15 protein-coding genes and 1 pseudogene are annotated in these 16,245 nt (G+C 69.9%); all 16 read left to right on the forward strand.

Features of this window, described 5'->3' with window-relative positions; translation table 11 throughout:
- Positions 1-9: 9 nt before the first annotated feature.
- The 16 genes and pseudogenes from mltG to pyrF all read left to right on the forward strand — a co-directional run bounded on the left by mltG (position 10) and on the right by pyrF (position 16,231).
- Positions 10-1,581 carry an endolytic transglycosylase MltG gene (mltG, locus tag FGL15_RS19165; protein WP_240773646.1) on the forward strand — a complete coding sequence of 524 codons (1,572 nt, stop codon included), beginning with the start codon at positions 10-12 and terminating at the stop codon, positions 1,579-1,581.
- Positions 1,582-1,597: 16 nt separating this feature from the next.
- Complete coding sequence (locus tag FGL15_RS19170; protein ID WP_138947072.1) at positions 1,598-2,497, forward strand: shikimate dehydrogenase; 900 nt, start codon at positions 1,598-1,600, stop codon at positions 2,495-2,497.
- Positions 2,498-2,591: 94 nt separating this feature from the next.
- A complete protein-coding gene (gene aroC, locus FGL15_RS19175) occupies positions 2,592-3,806 on the forward strand; it encodes a chorismate synthase (protein WP_138947073.1) in 1,215 nt (404 codons plus the stop codon).
- Positions 3,799-4,317, forward strand: a complete 519-nt coding sequence (locus FGL15_RS19180; RefSeq protein WP_138947074.1) for a shikimate kinase — start codon at positions 3,799-3,801, stop codon at positions 4,315-4,317. Before aroC ends, FGL15_RS19180 begins: the two co-directional genes overlap by 8 nt.
- The gene (aroB, locus tag FGL15_RS19185) at positions 4,314-5,411 is read left to right on the forward strand and encodes a 3-dehydroquinate synthase (RefSeq protein ID WP_079705926.1); all 1,098 of its coding nucleotides are present in this window, start codon (positions 4,314-4,316) and stop codon (positions 5,409-5,411) included. Before FGL15_RS19180 ends, aroB begins: the two co-directional genes overlap by 4 nt.
- Positions 5,412-5,463: 52 nt before the next feature.
- Positions 5,464-5,907 (forward strand): type II 3-dehydroquinate dehydratase, encoded by a 444-nt coding sequence (locus FGL15_RS19190; RefSeq protein WP_138947075.1) that lies wholly within the window; start codon positions 5,464-5,466, stop codon positions 5,905-5,907.
- A gap of 116 nt (positions 5,908-6,023) precedes the next feature.
- On the forward strand, positions 6,024-6,587 hold the full coding sequence (gene efp / locus FGL15_RS19195; protein ID WP_056005785.1) for an elongation factor P: 564 nt from the start codon (positions 6,024-6,026) through the stop codon (positions 6,585-6,587).
- Complete coding sequence (nusB, locus tag FGL15_RS19200; RefSeq protein ID WP_138947076.1) at positions 6,584-7,000, forward strand: transcription antitermination factor NusB; 417 nt, start codon at positions 6,584-6,586, stop codon at positions 6,998-7,000. The genes efp and nusB overlap by 4 nt, the downstream gene beginning before the upstream one ends.
- Positions 7,001-7,002: 2 nt before the next feature.
- Complete coding sequence (locus FGL15_RS19205; protein WP_138947391.1) at positions 7,003-7,413, forward strand: VOC family protein; 411 nt, start codon at positions 7,003-7,005, stop codon at positions 7,411-7,413.
- Between the two features lie 68 nt (positions 7,414-7,481).
- Positions 7,482-8,027: pseudogene (gene pyrR / locus FGL15_RS19210) on the forward strand (bifunctional pyr operon transcriptional regulator/uracil phosphoribosyltransferase PyrR); the annotation flags it as partial.
- Positions 8,024-8,983 (forward strand): aspartate carbamoyltransferase catalytic subunit, encoded by a 960-nt coding sequence (locus FGL15_RS19215; RefSeq protein WP_071260160.1) that lies wholly within the window; start codon positions 8,024-8,026, stop codon positions 8,981-8,983. The pseudogene pyrR and the gene FGL15_RS19215, both read left to right, overlap by 4 nt.
- Positions 8,976-10,343 (forward strand): dihydroorotase, encoded by a 1,368-nt coding sequence (locus FGL15_RS19220; RefSeq protein ID WP_205858655.1) that lies wholly within the window; start codon positions 8,976-8,978, stop codon positions 10,341-10,343. Before FGL15_RS19215 ends, FGL15_RS19220 begins: the two co-directional genes overlap by 8 nt.
- Entirely contained in the window at positions 10,343-10,930 is a 588-nt protein-coding gene (locus FGL15_RS19225; RefSeq protein ID WP_138947077.1) for a hypothetical protein, read from the forward strand. Before FGL15_RS19220 ends, FGL15_RS19225 begins: the two co-directional genes overlap by 1 nt.
- 2 nt (positions 10,931-10,932) lie before the next feature.
- Positions 10,933-12,099, forward strand: a complete 1,167-nt coding sequence (gene carA / locus FGL15_RS19230; RefSeq protein WP_138947078.1) for a glutamine-hydrolyzing carbamoyl-phosphate synthase small subunit — start codon at positions 10,933-10,935, stop codon at positions 12,097-12,099.
- Positions 12,099-15,389 carry a carbamoyl-phosphate synthase large subunit gene (carB, locus tag FGL15_RS19235; protein ID WP_138947079.1) on the forward strand — a complete coding sequence of 1,097 codons (3,291 nt, stop codon included), beginning with the start codon at positions 12,099-12,101 and terminating at the stop codon, positions 15,387-15,389. Before carA ends, carB begins: the two co-directional genes overlap by 1 nt.
- Entirely contained in the window at positions 15,386-16,231 is an 846-nt protein-coding gene (pyrF, locus tag FGL15_RS19240) for an orotidine-5'-phosphate decarboxylase (protein ID WP_205858656.1), read from the forward strand. Before carB ends, pyrF begins: the two co-directional genes overlap by 4 nt.
- Positions 16,232-16,245 lie beyond the last annotated feature (14 nt).

Below are 16,245 nucleotides of genomic sequence, written 5' to 3' on the forward strand. Positions count from 1 at the left end.
GACGTGCCTGTGTCGAATCTGACACCTCAGAACAACCCAGCAGACGATCCGCTCGCCGACCTCTTCACGTCCGAGCGGAACGCCGCGGGGGAGCAGCCGGTGCCATTGTCCCGACGCGAGGCACGTCAGCAGCGGGAGGCCGCGGAAGCCGCCTCGACGCCGTCCGAGCCCGTCGAGGAAGACGCCGCGAGCGACACGGCCGAACCGGCCCCGACCGGCGCCGCGTCCGTCGACGCCACATCGGTCGAAGCCCCCTCGACCGCTGCGTCGTCGGGTGACTCCGGCGTCAGCGAGCCAGCCGGGAGCGACACACCCGTGAGCGCGCCGACCCCACGTGCGCCCGAGTCGGACGACACCGAATCCTCGGCGTCCCGGGCCCGGACCACGACCATCCCCGCGTTCGAGGACCTGCTCGCTGAGGACGACACGGCCAACGACAGCGGGCCGCAGCCGATCCATCGGGGGCGCCGTCGTGCGCTGGCCGGCGGGGAACCGCCGAAGCGCCGACGTGGCCGTCGCGGGCTCATCGCACTCATCGTGTCGATCGTCGTCGTCGGGGGTCTCGTCGCGTGCGCCGCGGTCGTGTGGACGAGTTACGAGCCGCAGATCCGCAAGGTCCTCGGCTGGGAGGAACCGAACGACTACGAGGGTGCCGGCAGCGGCGAGGCCGTCGTCATGGTCAACGAGGGCGACATCGGCGAGGACATCGCGACGAGCCTGCACGACGCGGGAGTCACGAAGTCGTTCGACGCCTTCTACGACCTCCTCCTCGCACAGCCCACCCAGCCGGAGTTCTTCCCTGGCGCCTACAAACTGAAGCTCAAGATGAGCGCCGAGTCCGCCCTTGCGGCCCTGACCGATGAGGCGAACCGCATGGAGGACACCTTCGTCATCCCCGAGGGCACCGCGGAGCAGGACGCCCTGCCGTCGATCGCGGAGGGCACCGGCATCCCGCTGGAGGAACTCCAGGCGGCGGCCGCCGACGTCGCGTCCTTCGGTCTCCCCGCTGAAGCGACCTCGCTCGAGGGGTTCCTCTTCCCGGCGACCTACAGCCTCCCCGACGGCGGCGATGCGCACGCGGTCCTCCAGACCCTCGTGAACCGGTCGTTCCAGGCGCTCGACGACGCCGGGGTGAAGCCCGAGGACCGTTGGAAGACCATCGTCCTGGCCTCGCTCATCCAGAAGGAGGCTGGCCTCCGCGACGACTACTACAAGGTGTCGAGGGTCTTCCTCAACCGGCTGGACCCGGCCCAGTGGGAGAGCGGTCTGCTGCAGTCCGACGCCACGGTCGCGTACGGGACGGGCAACACCCACCGGGTGTCGACCACGGACGCCGAGCGCGCCGACGCCTCGAACCCGTACAACACCTACGTCCACCCGGGCATGGTCGTACGACCGATCTCGAACCCGGGCGACCTCGCGATCGACGCCGCGCTGCACCCGGCCGACGGACCATGGCTCTACTTCGTCACCTGGAACCTCGACTCCGGCGAGACGATCTTCTCCACCACCCAGGAGGAGCACGAGGCCGCGGTCGACAAGTGGCTGTCCTGGATGGACGAGCACCCCGAGTACCAGTAGCGGGAGCGTGGCGCACATGAGTGGAACAGGGGCGGGTCACGGCGAGGACGGGCAGCCGCGGCTCGCCGTGCTCGGCGCGCCCATCGCCCACTCCAAGTCCCCGGCACTGCACGAGGCCGCCTACCGGGTGCTCGGGCTCGACTGGGACTACGGTCGGCACGAACTCGAGGCGGCCGGCCTTTCGGCCTTCCTCGACGACCTCGGTTCGGACTGGCGGGGGCTCTCGCTGACCATGCCCCTGAAGCATCGCGCGCTCGAGCTGGCCGACGTGGCCGACCGCGCCGCAACCGAGACCGGGGCGGTCAACACGCTGCGTCTCCGCCGAGCCGAGGACGGATCCCGTCGGATCGAAGGGTTCAACACCGACGTCGGCGGCATCGTCCGCGCGATCGGGGCGGCCGGCGTCGACACGATCGCGTCCGCGGTCGTCCTGGGCGGGGGAGCAACGGCCTCCTCGGCGATCATGGCGGCGGCGGACCTCGGTGCCGAGCACGTCCACGTGGCGCTCCGCCGACCGGCCCAGGCGCGACCACTCGAGGACCTCGCCGGTCGGCTGGGGCTGCGGTTCGCCTCAGGGCTGCTCGACGGTGAGACGCCTGACGCACCACTCGTGATCAGCACCCTTCCCGGCGGCGCCCTCACCGAACCGGGTCCGCTGCTGTCCCATGCTCCAGGCGCGCTCCTCCTCGACGTCGCGTACGACCCGTGGCCGAGTGTGCTCGCGGAGGCGTGGTCGCAGGCCGGCGGGTCGGTCCTCAGTGGGCTGTCGATGCTCGTGCACCAGGCGTTGCTCCAGGTCCGGATCTTCGTCCTCGGCGATCCGCTCCTGCCACTCGAGGACGAGACGACGGTGCTCCGGGCGATGCTCGACACGGTCCACCTCGATCACACCGGGGCGCCGGTCGCCTCGCACTGACCGCTCCGGACGCATCCGTCGCCCACCTGCACACCCGCCGGGCCGTCGACCGAAGGCGCACGGTCGCGTCCCGGCTCTATGGAAGGATAGGACCATGCTTCGTTGGCTCACTGCCGGAGAGTCTCACGGCCCGGAACTCATCGCCGTCCTCGAGGGACTCCCGTCCGGCGTCCCCATCTCCATGGACGGCGTCCGCGCCGACCTCGCCCGACGGAAGCTCGGCTACGGCCGAGGATCCCGCATGAAGTTCGAGGAGGACGAGCTCAACCTGTCCGGCGGCGTCCGCCACGGCTTCTCCATGGGCAGCCCGATCGCGATCCGCATCGGCAACACCGAGTGGCCGAAGTGGGCCGAGGTCATGAGCCCCGAGCCGACCGAGATCTCCGACAAGTCGCGTGGCCGCAGCGCCGCGCTCACCCGTCCGCGTCCCGGTCACGCCGACCTGACGGGCATGCAGAAGTACGGTTTCGACGAGGCGCGTCCCGTGCTCGAACGCGCCAGCGCACGCGAGACCGCAGCGCGCGTCGCCCTCGGTGCCGTCGCGCGCTCCTTCCTCGGCGAGCTGGGCATCACCCTGGTCAGCCACACGCTGTCGATCGGCCCGGTGCGCGTTCCCGAAGACAGCCCGCTGCCGGTCCCGGCCGACGTCGACGCGCTCGACGCCGATCCGCTGCGCTGCTTCGACGCGGCGACCTCGGAGCGCATGGTCGCCGAGGTCGACGCGGCCAAGAAGGACGGCGACACCCTCGGCGGCATCGTCGAGGTCCTGGCCTACGGACTCCCGCCGGGGCTCGGCTCCTACGTCCACTGGGACCGCCGACTCGACGCACGGCTCGCAGCAGCGCTCATGGGCATCCAGGCCATCAAGGGTGTGGAGGTCGGCGACGGCTTCCTCACGACGACCCGTCGCGGTTCCGTGGCCCACGACGAGCTCGTCCAGGAGAGCGACGGCATCGCCCGACAGAGCGACCGCGCCGGCGGCACCGAGGGTGGCATGACCACTGGTACCGTCCTCCGCGTCCGCGCCGGCATGAAGCCGATCGCGACCGTCCCGCACTCGCTCCGCACGGTCGACGTCGCGACGAGCGAGGCCGCCACCGCGCATCACCAGCGCTCGGACGTCTGCGCGGTCCCGGCCTCCGGTGTCGTGGCCGAGGCGATGGTGGCCCTGGTCCTCGCCGAAGCGGTCCTCGAGAAGTTCGGTGGCGACTCCGTCCCCGAGACGAAGCGCAACCTCGACGGATACCTGGCAGCGATCCCGTCGAACCTGCGCACGCGAGGCGACCACGCCTCCAGCGCCGATGCCTGAGCAGGCCGCCGATCTCCGACTCCCCGTCGTCCTCATCGGACCGATGGGGTCGGGGAAGAGCCGGGTCGGCAAGCAGTTGGCGAAGCGCCTGGGCTTGCCGTTCGTCGACACCGACAACGTCGTGTCCGGCGAGCACGGCGCGATCGCGCGCATCTTCGAGCAACACGGCGAGGCGCACTTCCGCGCCCTGGAGCGGGCGGCGGTGGCCGCCGCGCTCGAGCAGCCGGCGATCGTGTCGCTCGGCGGGGGAGCGGTCCTCGACGAGGACACGCAGCGCGAGCTCGCCGATGCACGCGTCGTGCTGCTGACGGTCACCGAGGAGGCCGTGCTGGCACGGGCCAACCTCGACAAGCGTCCACTCCTCCGCGACGACCCCGGCGCGTGGTCGCGCATCGCCGCCGCCCGGCGTCCCGTGTACGAACGACTCGCGGATGTCACCTTCGACACCTCGCACCGACCCATCTCAGGCATCGTCGACGAGCTCGTCGCCTGGGTGAAGGAGCCTGCATGAGCACCGAACCGACCACCCCGACCGAGCGGACCGTCATCGAGGTGACGGGATCCTCCCCGTACCCCATCACGATCGGGAGAGGGCTGGAGGATGTACTCGTCGACGCGCTCGGGACCGGCGTGCAGCGGGTCCTCATCGTCCACCCGGCGACGCTGGGCGAGAAGGCGGCCAAGCTGCGCGAGACCCTGAGCGACCGGTACCAGGTGCTGCTCGCCGAGGTGCCCGACGCCGAGGCCGGGAAACGGGTCGAGGTCGCCGCGTTCTGCTGGGGAGTCCTCGGGCAGGCCGACTTCACGCGCTCCGACGCGGTCATCGGGTTCGGCGGTGGCGCGGTCACCGACCTCGCCGGCTTCGTCGCCGCCACCTGGCTGCGCGGCGTCCGGCTCGTGCAGGTCCCCACGACGGTCCTCGGCATGGTCGACGCGGCCGTGGGCGGCAAGACGGGCATCAACACCGCGGAAGGCAAGAACCTCGTCGGCGCCTTCTACGCCCCGGCCGCCGTCGTCTGCGATCTCGACACGCTCGACACCCTCCCGAAGAACGAGATCCTCGCCGGGTTCGCCGAGGTGGCCAAGGCCGGGTTCATCCGCTACCCGGAGATCCTCGACCTCATCGAGGCCGACGTCGACGCAGCGACCGACCCCGACACGCCCGCCTTCCGCCGCTGCATCGAGCTCGCGATCCGGATGAAGGCCGACGTCGTCAGCGAGGACTTCACCGAGCAGGGTCTCCGCGAGATCCTCAACTACGGGCACACGCTGGGGCACGCCATCGAGCACGCCGAACGGTACCAGTGGCGACACGGTGCCGCGGTGGCGATCGGCATGATGTACGTCGCCGAGCTGTCCCGCCTCGCCGGCCGACTGTCGGACGAGGTCGTCGACCGCCACCGTCGCGTCCTGGAGCTCCTCAGCCTGCCGATCGCCTATCCGGTGGGTCGCTGGAACACCCTGCTCGCGACGATGCAGCGCGACAAGAAGACGCGTGGTTCGATGTTGCGGTTCATCGTGCTCGACGACCTCGCCAAGCCGACGGTCCTCCAGGGGCCCGAGACCTCGCTGCTCTTCGCCGCCTACCAGGAGATCGGCTCCTGACCGACGCCGTCGCGCTCCGTGAGCGCTCGTCCCGAACGGATACCCTCGACTCATGACCACCGTGCTCGTCCTCAACGGACCGAACCTCGGACGCCTCGGCAGCCGTGAACCCGACGTCTACGGCTCGGCCGACCTCGAAGCGCTGCGCAGCGTGCTCGAGGCCGACGCGGGCGACGGGACGCGGATCGACCTGCGTCAGACGGACGACGAGGGCGAGCTGATCGGCTGGCTCCACGAGGCCGTCGACTCCCGTGCGTCCGTGATCCTGAACCCCGCGGCGTTCACCCATTACAGCTACGGGCTCCGCGACGCGGCGGCCATGGTCACGAAGGCGGGCCTCCTGCTCGTCGAGGTGCACCTCTCGAATCCGCACGCCCGCGAGGCGTTCCGCCACACGAGCGTGATCTCCGGTGTGGCGACCGGCGTGATCGCCGGTTTCGGCTTCGACTCGTACCGCCTCGCCCTCGACCTCGTGGTGCGCCGCAGCACCGAGTGACGTGCGAGAAGCCCGTGGCCACCACGGGCGCGTTGGTCACGGGTCCTCGCAGCGGTTACACTCGTTCGTTGGGTCGTATCCGGCCGCACACTTTCCACGAACGGACATTCTCGCGCATGGCTTCTACCGCTGACATCAAGAACGGCATCGTCCTGAACATCGACGGGCAGCTCTGGACGGTGATCGAGTTCCAGCACGTCAAGCCGGGCAAGGGTGGCGCGTTCGTCCGCACCAAGATGAAGAACATCATGACCGGCAAGGTCGTCGACAAGACCTACAACGCCGGCACGAAGATCGACGTCGAGAACGTCGACCGCCGCGACTTCACCTACCTGTACGCGGACGGCGACTCCTTCGTCTTCATGGACAAGAGCGACTACGACCAGATCACCATCCCCGCCGTCGTCGTCGGCGACACCAAGAACTTCCTCCTCGAGAACCAGGACGTCACGGTCGCGCTCAACAACGGCAACCCGCTGTACGTCGAGCTCCCCGCGTCGGTCATCCTCGAGGTCACCTACACGGAACCGGGGCTCCAGGGCGACCGCTCGACCGGTGGCACGAAGCCGGCGACCGTCGAGACCGGCTACGAGATCCAGGTCCCGCTGTTCCTCGAGACCGGCACCAAGGTCAAGGTCGACACCCGCACGGGCGACTACCTCGGTCGCGTCAACGAGTGAGCGCTCGTACCAAGGCGCGCAAGCGCGCCCTCGATCTGCTGTACCAGGCCGACGTCCGTCAGCAGACCCTCACTGAAGTCCTGTCCGCGGAAGCGTCTCGCGCGGTCAGCGAGCCCGACCGCCAGGCCTCGTGGTTGTACGCGCGGGAGATCGTCGACGGCGTCGGTGACCACGCCGAGGAGATCGACGAACAGATCGAGACGTACGCGCAGGGCTGGACGCTCGCGCGGATGCCCACGGTCGACCGGGCCATCCTCCGGATCGCGATCTGGGAGATCCTGTTCAACGACGAGGTGCCGCACGGCGTCGCCATCGACGAAGCGGTCGAGGCGGCCAAGACGCTGTCGACCGACGACTCCGCCGGCTTCATCAACGGCCTGCTCGGCAAGATCTCGCAGATCAACCCGCGGTGACGATGAGCGACGAGACCGGTCCGGCCCTGCCGCTGAAGCGCGTGCACCACATCGCGATCATCGCCAGCGACTACGAGGCCTCCAAGCGCTTCTACACCTCGGTGCTCGGCTGCGAGCTGATCACCGAGGTGTACCGGGCCGAGCGCGACTCCTGGATGGGCGACCTCGCCCTGAACGGTGAGTACCTCATCGAGCTGTTCTCCTTCCCGGACCCGCCGGCGCGCGCATCCGGGCCCGAAGCGCTCGGGCTGCGGCACCTCGCCTTCGCCGTCGACGACGTCGACGCCGGCCACGCCCGTCTGGTGGCGCTGGGGGTCCGCGTCGAAGACGTGCGGATCGACCCGCACACCTCGCGCAAGATGCTGTTCTTCTTCGATCCCGACGGCCTCCCGTTGGAGCTCTACGAGGCCTGATCCGACTGCTAGGCTCGGGTGTTGACCAAGACAACCTTTAAGACCGTCCAGAGAGGCGGAGAAGGGAGTCGGCGATGAGCGCACGTACCGTGCTGCACGAAGCTGACATCGCGCGGGCGTTGACTCGGATCTCCCACGAGATCCTCGAGTCCAACCGCGGAGCAGACGACCTCGTGATCCTCGGCATCCCGACGCGCGGGGTCATCCTCGCGAAGCGGATCGCCGCCACGATCTCCTCGATCTCGGGCGCGACCATCGTCTCGGGTGCACTCGACGTCACGATGTACCGCGACGATCTGGCGAAGCACCCGACCCGCGCACCGCAGCCCACGACGCTGCCGCCACAGGGGATCGACGGACGCACGGTCGTCCTCGTTGACGACGTCCTGTACTCGGGACGCACGATCCGCGCCGCCCTCGACGCGCTGACCGACTTGGGCCGGCCGCGCGTCGTGCGGCTCGCCGCCCTCGTCGACCGCGGGCACCGCGAGCTCCCGATCCGACCGGACTTCGTCGGGAAGAACCTGCCCTCCTCACAGGCGGAGCGCATCTTCGTCCGGCTCACGGAGTTCGACGGCGACGACTCGGTCACGATCGAGGGGAGCGGCGAATGAGGCACCTGCTGTCGACGAAGACGCTCACCCGCGACGAGGCGATCGAGATCCTCGACGTCGCGGAGGACATGGCCGAGACGCAGTTCCGTGAGGTCCGCAAGCTCCCGACCCTCCGTGGGAAGACGGTCGTCAACCTCTTCTTCGAGGACTCGACCCGCACGCGCATCTCGTTCGAGGCTGCCGCCAAACGGCTGTCCGCGGACGTCATCACCTTCAGCGCGAAGGGCTCGAGCGTCTCGAAGGGCGAGAGCCTGAAGGACACCGCGCAGACCCTCGCCGCGATGCACGCCGACGCCGTCGTGATCCGACACTCCGCCTCCGGTGCGCCGCAGACCCTCGCCGACAGCGGGTGGATCGACGCCGGCATCCTGAACGCGGGGGACGGGACGCACGAGCACCCGACCCAGGCCCTCCTGGACGCGTTCACGATGCGCAAGCGACTCCACGGCGAGCGTTCCCGCGGTCGCGCGCTCGACGGGGTGGCGGTGACGATCGTCGGCGACATCCTGCATTCCCGGGTCGCCCGCTCGAACGTCTGGCTGCTCGACACGCTCGGCGCCGAGGTCACCCTCGTCGCTCCGCCGACACTGCTTCCGGTGGACCTCGGCCCCTGGCCGGCCACCGTCCGCTACGACCTGGACGACGCGATCGCCCAGCGTCCCGACGTGCTGATGATGCTCCGGATCCAGTCCGAACGCATGCACGCCGCCTTTTTCCCGAACAGCCGGGAGTATTCCAGGCGCTGGGGGCTCGACGACGAGCGGCTCGCCCGCCTCGATCCGGCTAGCATTGTCATGCACCCCGGGCCGATGAACCGCGGTCTGGAGATCTCGTCCGGGGCAGCCGACTCACCCCGGTCGACCGTCCTCGAACAGGTCGCCAACGGGGTGTCGGTCCGGATGGCCGCGTTGTACCTGCTGCTGTCCGGCGATCGAGAGGAATCCACCCGTGTCTGAGCCCACTTCGAACCACGACGTCACCCTGATCACCGGAGCGACGCTCGCCGACGGGACACGCACCGACCTCCTCCTGCGCGACGGACGGATCGCGGAACGCGGCTCCGGGCTGAGCGCCGTCGGCGCGACCGTCGTCGACGCGGACGGCCTCCTCGCGCTGCCCGGGCTCGTCGACCTCCACACGCATCTCCGGGAACCCGGGTTCGAGCAGAGCGAGACGGTGCTCACCGGCACGCGTGCCGCAGCCGCCGGCGGCTTCACCGCGGTGTTCGCGATGGCCAACACCTCGCCGGTGGCCGACACGGCCGGGGTCGTCGAGCAGGAGCAGTCGCTCGGTGAACGCGCCGGCTACGCCACGGTGCAGCCGATCGGTGCCGTGACGGTCGGACTCGCCGGGGAACGACTCGCCGAACTCGGCGCCATGGCCTCCTCGCGTGCCAAGGTCCGGGTCTTCTCGGACGACGGCCTCTGCGTGTCCGACCCGCTGCTCATGCGCCGTGCGCTGGAGTACGTGAAGGCCTTCGACGGCGTGATCGCTCAGCACGCGCAGGAACCCCGGCTCACCGTCGGCGCGCAGATGAACGAGGGCGCCCTCTCCGGCGAACTCGGGCTCACCGGGTGGCCGGCGGTCGCCGAGGAGTCGATCATCGCCCGCGACGTGCTCCTCGCCGAGCACGTGGGTTCCCGCCTCCACATCTGCCACGTCTCGACGGCCGGTTCCGTCGACGTCATCCGCTGGGCGAAGGCCCGGGGCATCCCCGTCACGGCCGAGGTCACGCCGCACCACCTGCTGCTCACGGAGGAGCTGGTGGCGAGCTACGACGCCCGGTACAAGGTGAACCCGCCCCTGCGACGGGCGGAGGACGTCCAGGCGCTGCGCGAGGCCCTCGCGGACGGCACGATCGACATCGTCGCGACGGACCACGCACCGCACCCGGTCGAGGCGAAGGACTGCGAGTGGGACGCCGCCGCGAACGGCATGGTGGGCCTCGAGTCCGCCCTCTCCGTCGTGCACGCGTCGATGGTCGCGACCGGGCTCCTGGACTGGAACGATGTCGCCCGGGTGCTCTCGGCGACGCCGGCGAGGATCGGACGGATCACCGGGCAGGGGGCCTCGATCGACGCCGGCGCTCCGGCGGAGGTCGTGCTCTACGACACCGCCGCCACCCGTCCGTTCGGCACGGCCGACCTGGCCGGCAAGGGCGTGAACTCGCCCTACCTCGGCCTGGAGCTGCCCGGCCGCGTCGTCGCCACCTTCCACCGGGGCTACGCGACCGTCCTGGACGGCGCCGTGCTCCCGACGGAGCAGGTCGCGGCCGCAGCACGCCGCGCCGCGCGATCCGCGGAGGTCGAGCACTGATGGACGGGCGGATCCTCGCGGCCGTCCTCGTCGCCCTCGTCCTCCTCGGTATCCTCGCCCTCATGGCCCTCGCCTGGCGGCGCCGCGTCGCGCGCGACGCCCAGGTCGGTCCCCTCGCGGAACTCCCCGACCCGCGGCCGGTCCCGTCACTGACGGTCGAGGTCCTCTACGTCGCGACGTCGAAGCACGACCAGCCGCTCGAACGGCTGGCGTTGCAGGGACTGCGCTACCGATCCCGGGTCACGCTCGAGCTCGGTACCGCAGGAGTCGTCGTCGACGTCCCGGGGGAGCGGCCGACGTTCATCCCGGCGACGAGCATCGTCGGCGTCGACCAGACCAACCTCACGATCGACCGGGTCGTCGAGCCGGGTGGGCTCATCCGCCTGAGCTGGCGCCCCGTCCCGACGGTGATCGCGGACAGCACCTTCCGCGTCCTCGAGCAGGCGGACCGCGCCCGCATCATCGACGCCGTCACGAGCCTCATCCCCGCCGCGGACGCCGGACTCCGGCCGACCGGCACCCCAGACACCGTCGCCGACATCACCTCGGCCGACGACTCCACCCCACCGCCTCACGAGAGGGCTTGACCATGACCTCCTTCACCCCACCCAGTCCAGCGGTACTCGTCCTCGAGGACGGCAGCCGCTACGTCGGGCACGCCTACGGCGCGACCGGCCGCACGCTCGGCGAGGTCGTCTTCGCCACCGGCATGACCGGCTACCAGGAGACGCTGACCGACCCGTCCTACGCCGGACAGATCGTCCTGATGACCGCGCCGCACATCGGCAACACCGGCGTCAACCGCGAGGACATGGAGTCAGCCCGCGTCTGGGTCGCCGGATACGTGGTGCGTGACGCGTCGCGCGTCGTCTCGAACTTCCGAGCGGACCGCTCGCTCGACGACGAACTTGTCCAGGACGGCGTCGTGGGCATCAGCGGCATCGACACCCGCGCGGTGACCCGGCACATCCGTTCCGCCGGTTCCATGCGCGGCGGCGTGTTCTCCGGCGAGGACTTCGAGTTGTCCGGCGCCGAGCAGCTCAGTCTCGTCCGGGCCGGCGTGCAGATGGCCGGTCTGAACCTGTCGAGCCAGGTCTCCACGACCGAGCAGTACACCGTGCCGGCGGTGGGCGAGCGCGTCGGTTCCGTCGCAGTGCTCGACCTCGGCGTCAAGACGTCGACGCTCAACCACCTCGCCGCTCGCGGCTTCGACGTCGTGGTGCTGCCGCAGTCGGTGACCTCGGCCGAGGTCCTCGCGCTCGAACCGTCCGCCCTGTTCTTCTCCAACGGACCCGGCGACCCGGCTGCGAGCGACGCGCACGTCGCCCTCCTGCAGGACGTGCTCCGCGCGGGCGTGCCGTACTTCGGCATCTGCTTCGGCAACCAGCTGCTCGGCCGCGCGCTCGGCTTCGAGACCTACAAGCTGCCGTTCGGTCACCGCGGGATCAACCAGCCGGTCCTCGACAAGGCGACCGGCCGGGTGGAGATCACCTCGCAGAACCACGGCTTCGCGGTCGACCTGCCGATCGAGGGCCGTCACGAGACGCCCGCCGGGTTCGGCCTCGCCGAGGTCAGCCACTACAGCCTGAACGACGAGGTCGTCGAGGGCATCAACTGCATCGACATCCCCGCGTTCTCGGTCCAGTACCACCCCGAGTCCGCCTCGGGTCCGCACGACGCGGTCTACCTGTTCGACCGGTTCCGCGACCTCGTGACCGGCCACGCCACCACTTCCAGCACCAAGGAGAACAACTAGTGCCCAAGCGCGACGACATCAACAGCGTCCTCGTCATCGGCTCCGGGCCGATCGTCATCGGGCAGGCCGCCGAGTTCGACTACTCGGGCACCCAGGCGTGCCGCGTGCTGCGCGAGGAGGGCGTCCGCGTCATCCTCGTCAACTCGAACCCGGCGACCATCATGACCGACCCCGACTTCGCCGACGCGACCTACGTCGAGCCGATCACCTGGCAGGTCATCGAGACGATCATCGCGAAGGAGAAGCCCGACGCGATCCTCCCGACCCTCGGCGGCCAGACGGCGCTGAACGCCGCGATCCAGCTGCACGAGCACGGCATCCTCGAGAAGTACGACGTCGAGCTCATCGGCGCGAACTTCGAGGCGATCAACAAGGGCGAGGACCGCCAGATCTTCAAGCAGCTCGTGCTCGACGCGGGCGCGGACGTGGCCCGCTCCTACATCGCCCACACGGTCGAGGAGGCCGTCGGCTACGCCGAGGACCTCGGCTACCCGCTGGTCGTGCGCCCCTCGTTCACCATGGGCGGCCTCGGCTCGGGCTTCGCATACACCGAGACGGAGCTCCGCCGGATCGTCGGCGACGGCCTCCACCAGAGCCCGACCACCGAGGTGCTCCTCGAGGAGTCGATCCTCGGCTGGAAGGAGTACGAGCTCGAGCTCATGCGCGACACGGCCGACAACACCGTCGTCGTCTGCTCGATCGAGAACGTCGACCCGGTCGGCGTGCACACCGGGGACTCCATCACGGTGGCTCCCGCCCTGACGCTGACGGACCGCGAGTACCAGAAGCTCCGCGACATCGGTATCGACATCATCCGCGCGGTCGGCGTCGACACCGGCGGCTGCAACATCCAGTTCGCGGTCGACCCGGCCGACGGCCGCATCATCGTCATCGAGATGAACCCCCGCGTCTCGCGTTCGAGCGCCCTCGCCTCGAAGGCGACCGGCTTCCCGATCGCGAAGATCGCGGCGAAGCTGGCCATCGGCTACCGCCTCGACGAGATCCCGAACGACATCACGAAGGTCACGCCCGCGAGCTTCGAGCCCACGCTCGACTACGTCGTCGTGAAGGTGCCGCGCTTCGCGTTCGAGAAGTTCCCCGCCGCCGATCCGACGCTCACGACCACCATGAAGTCGGTGGGCGAGGCGATGGCCATCGGACGCAACTACGCGACCGCGCTCCAGAAGGCGCTGCGGTCGCTCGAGAAGCGCGGTTCCAGCTTCCACTGGGGCGACGAGTCCCGCAGCGTCGAGGAGCTGCTCGAGGTCATGAAGACCCCGACCGACGGCCGCATCGTCGTCGTGCAGCAGGCGCTCCGCAAGGGCGCCACCGCCGAGCAGGTCTTCGAGGCCACCAAGATCGACCCGTGGTTCATCGACCAGATCGTCCTCATCAACGACGTCGCCGACTGGATCGCCGGGGCCGAGCGCCTCGACACGGAGGTGCTCCGGACCGCGAAGAACCACGGCTTCTCGGACGCGCAGATCGGTCAGCTGCGCGGGTTCGGCGAGCAGGAGGTGCGCGAGGTCCGCCACATCCTGGGTGTCCGGCCGGTCTACAAGACGGTCGACACGTGCGCCGGCGAGTTCCCGGCCCTGACCCCGTACCACTACTCGAGCTACGACACGGAGACCGAGGTGGTCGCGAGCGACCGCCGCAAGGTGGTCATCCTCGGGTCCGGCCCGAACCGCATCGGCCAGGGCATCGAGTTCGACTACTCCTGCGTGCACGCGTCCTTCGCGCTGCAGGCCGCCGGCTTCGAGACGATCATGATCAACTGCAACCCCGAGACCGTCTCGACGGACTACGACACGAGCGACCGGCTCTACTTCGAGCCGCTCACGCTCGAGGACGTCCTCGAGGTCATCCACGCCGAGAGCGAGTCGGGCGAACTCGTCGGTGTCGTCGTCCAGCTCGGCGGCCAGACGGCGCTCGGGCTCGCGAAGGGTCTGGAGGCCGCAGGCGTCCCGATCCTCGGCACCACGCCGACCGCCATCGACCTCGCCGAGGAGCGCGGCCAGTTCCAGGAGATCCTGGACGCCGCCGGCCTCGTCGCGCCGAAGAACGGCACCGCGGTGGAGATCGAGGGTGCGCTGCGCGTCGCCGAGGAGATCGGCTACCCGGTCCTCGTCCGCCCGAGCTTCGTGCTCGGCGGACGCGGCATGGAGATCATCTACGACAGCGCCTCGCTCACGGACTACTTCGTGCGCATCGAGGACCAGGGCATCGTGGGTCCGGCCCAGCCGCTGCTCGTCGACCACTTCCTCGACGACGCGATCGAGATCGACGTCGACGCCCTGTTCGACGGCGAGGAGCTCTACATCGGCGGCGTCATGGAGCACATCGAGGAGGCCGGGATCCACTCCGGCGACTCGAGCTGCACCCTGCCGCCCGTCTCGCTCGGTCGCGCCGAGATCGACCGCGTGCGGAACGCGACGCTCGCGATCGCCCAGGGGATCGGCGTGCGTGGTCTGCTGAACGTCCAGTTCGCGATCGGCGCCGGCATCCTCTACGTCATCGAGGCGAACCCGCGTGCGTCCCGCACGGTGCCGTTCGTGTCGAAGGCGCTCGGCATCCCGCTGGCGAAGGCCGCATCACTCATCATGACCGGCGCGACGGTCGCCGAGCTCAAGGACTCGGGGCTCCTGCCCCCGGTCGACGGCTCCCGCGTCCCGATCGACTCCCCGGTGTCGGTCAAGGAGGCCGTGCTGCCCTTCAAGCGCTTCCGCACGAAGGACGGCCAGATCGTCGACAGCGTGCTCGGCCCGGAGATGCGCTCCACCGGCGAGGTGATGGGCATCGACAAGGACTTCCCGCGCGCGTTCGCGAAGAGCCAGGAGGCGGCCTACGGCGGCCTGCCGTCGAGCGGAACGGTGTTCGTGTCGGTCTCCGACCGCGACAAGCGTTCGATCATCCTGCCGGTGCTGCGCCTCCAGCAGCTCGGGTTCGACATCCTCGCGACCGACGGCACGGCCGAGGTGCTGAACCGGAACGGCATCAGTGCCCGGACGGTGCGCAAGTACAGCGAGACCACGGCCGCGGGCGAGGACGACTCGATCGTCGACCTGATCAACCGCGACGAGGTGGACATGGTCATCAACACCCCGAGTGGCCGGTCGGCTCGCGCGGACGGCTACGAGATCCGCGCGGCCGCCGTCGCGGCCGACAAGCCGCTCTTCACGACGATCGCGCAGCTCACCGCCGCGGTCGGCTCCTTCGAGGCGCTCGGCGGTGGCTTCGAGGTCCGCTCGCTCCAGGAGTACGCACTCGATCGGGCTGCGCGCTCGTGACGGCTTCGTTCGGAACCCGACTGGACGAGGTCTTCGTCCGGTCGGGCCGACTCTGCGTCGGCATCGATCCGCACCGCTTCCTGCTCGAGGCGTGGGGACTGCCCGACACCGCCGCCGGCGCGGGGGCCTTCGGCCTCGCCGTCGTCGAGGCCGCAGCCGGTCGCGCCGGGATCGTCAAGCCGCAGGTGGCGTTCTTCGAACGGTTCGGGTCGGCCGGGTACATCGCCCTCGAAGGGGTCCTCGCAGCGGCACGCGACGCCGGGCTCCTCGTGATCGGCGACGTGAAGCGCGGCGAGATCGGGACGAGCATGGAGGGCTATGCGGAGGCGTGGCTGACCCCCGGTTCACCGCTGGAGGTCGACGCCCTCACGGTGAACCCCTACCTCGGCTTCGGCTCACTGCAGCCGGCACTTGAGCTCGCCGAGCAGCACGGCAAGGGCGTGTTCGTGCTGACGGCGACCTCGAACCCGGAGGGTCGAGAGGTCCAGCTCGCCGAAGACGGCGCCGGCCTCACCGTCGCGGCGTCGATGCTCGCCGAGATCGACCACTGGAACGCACGGCACCACCCCGGGTCGACCGGTTCGATCGGTGCGGTCATCGGTGCCACGCTCCGTCTCGAGGAGTTCGGCCTGACGGCGGTACCGCCGACGACCACGCTCCCGATCCTGGCACCCGGCTTCGGCCACCAGGGAGCCGCGGTCGCCGACCTCGGATCCATCTACGGCCACCTCGCACCGGGTGTCATCGTCTCCGAGTCCCGGAGCATCCTCGCCGCCGGACCCTCGGGGATCGCGGACGCCGTCGAACGTTCCGTCGCAGCCGTGAGGAGCGCCCGTGGTTGACCAGGAGCAGGACC

This window comes from Plantibacter sp. M259 (assembly GCF_006065115.1).
Taxonomy (GTDB): Bacteria; Actinomycetota; Actinomycetes; order Actinomycetales; family Microbacteriaceae; genus Plantibacter; species Plantibacter auratus.

Bases quoted from the DNA above. Each gene is read 5' to 3' on its own strand.
- aroC (WP_138947073.1), top strand. From the start codon at position 2,592: ATGCTTCGTTGGCTCACTGCCGGAGAGTCTCACGGCCCGGAACTCATC.
- FGL15_RS19205 (WP_138947391.1), top strand. From the start codon at position 7,003: ATGAGCGACGAGACCGGTCCGGCCCTGCCGCTGAAGCGCGTGCACCAC.
- FGL15_RS19215 (WP_071260160.1), top strand. From the start codon at position 8,024: ATGAGGCACCTGCTGTCGACGAAGACGCTCACCCGCGACGAGGCGATC.
- efp (WP_056005785.1), top strand. From the start codon at position 6,024: ATGGCTTCTACCGCTGACATCAAGAACGGCATCGTCCTGAACATCGAC.
- carA (WP_138947078.1), top strand. From the start codon at position 10,933: ATGACCTCCTTCACCCCACCCAGTCCAGCGGTACTCGTCCTCGAGGAC.
- aroB (WP_079705926.1), top strand. From the start codon at position 4,314: ATGAGCACCGAACCGACCACCCCGACCGAGCGGACCGTCATCGAGGTG.
- FGL15_RS19170 (WP_138947072.1), top strand. From the start codon at position 1,598: ATGAGTGGAACAGGGGCGGGTCACGGCGAGGACGGGCAGCCGCGGCTC.
- FGL15_RS19180 (WP_138947074.1), top strand. From the start codon at position 3,799: ATGCCTGAGCAGGCCGCCGATCTCCGACTCCCCGTCGTCCTCATCGGA.
- FGL15_RS19225 (WP_138947077.1), top strand. From the start codon at position 10,343: ATGGACGGGCGGATCCTCGCGGCCGTCCTCGTCGCCCTCGTCCTCCTC.
- FGL15_RS19190 (WP_138947075.1), top strand. From the start codon at position 5,464: ATGACCACCGTGCTCGTCCTCAACGGACCGAACCTCGGACGCCTCGGC.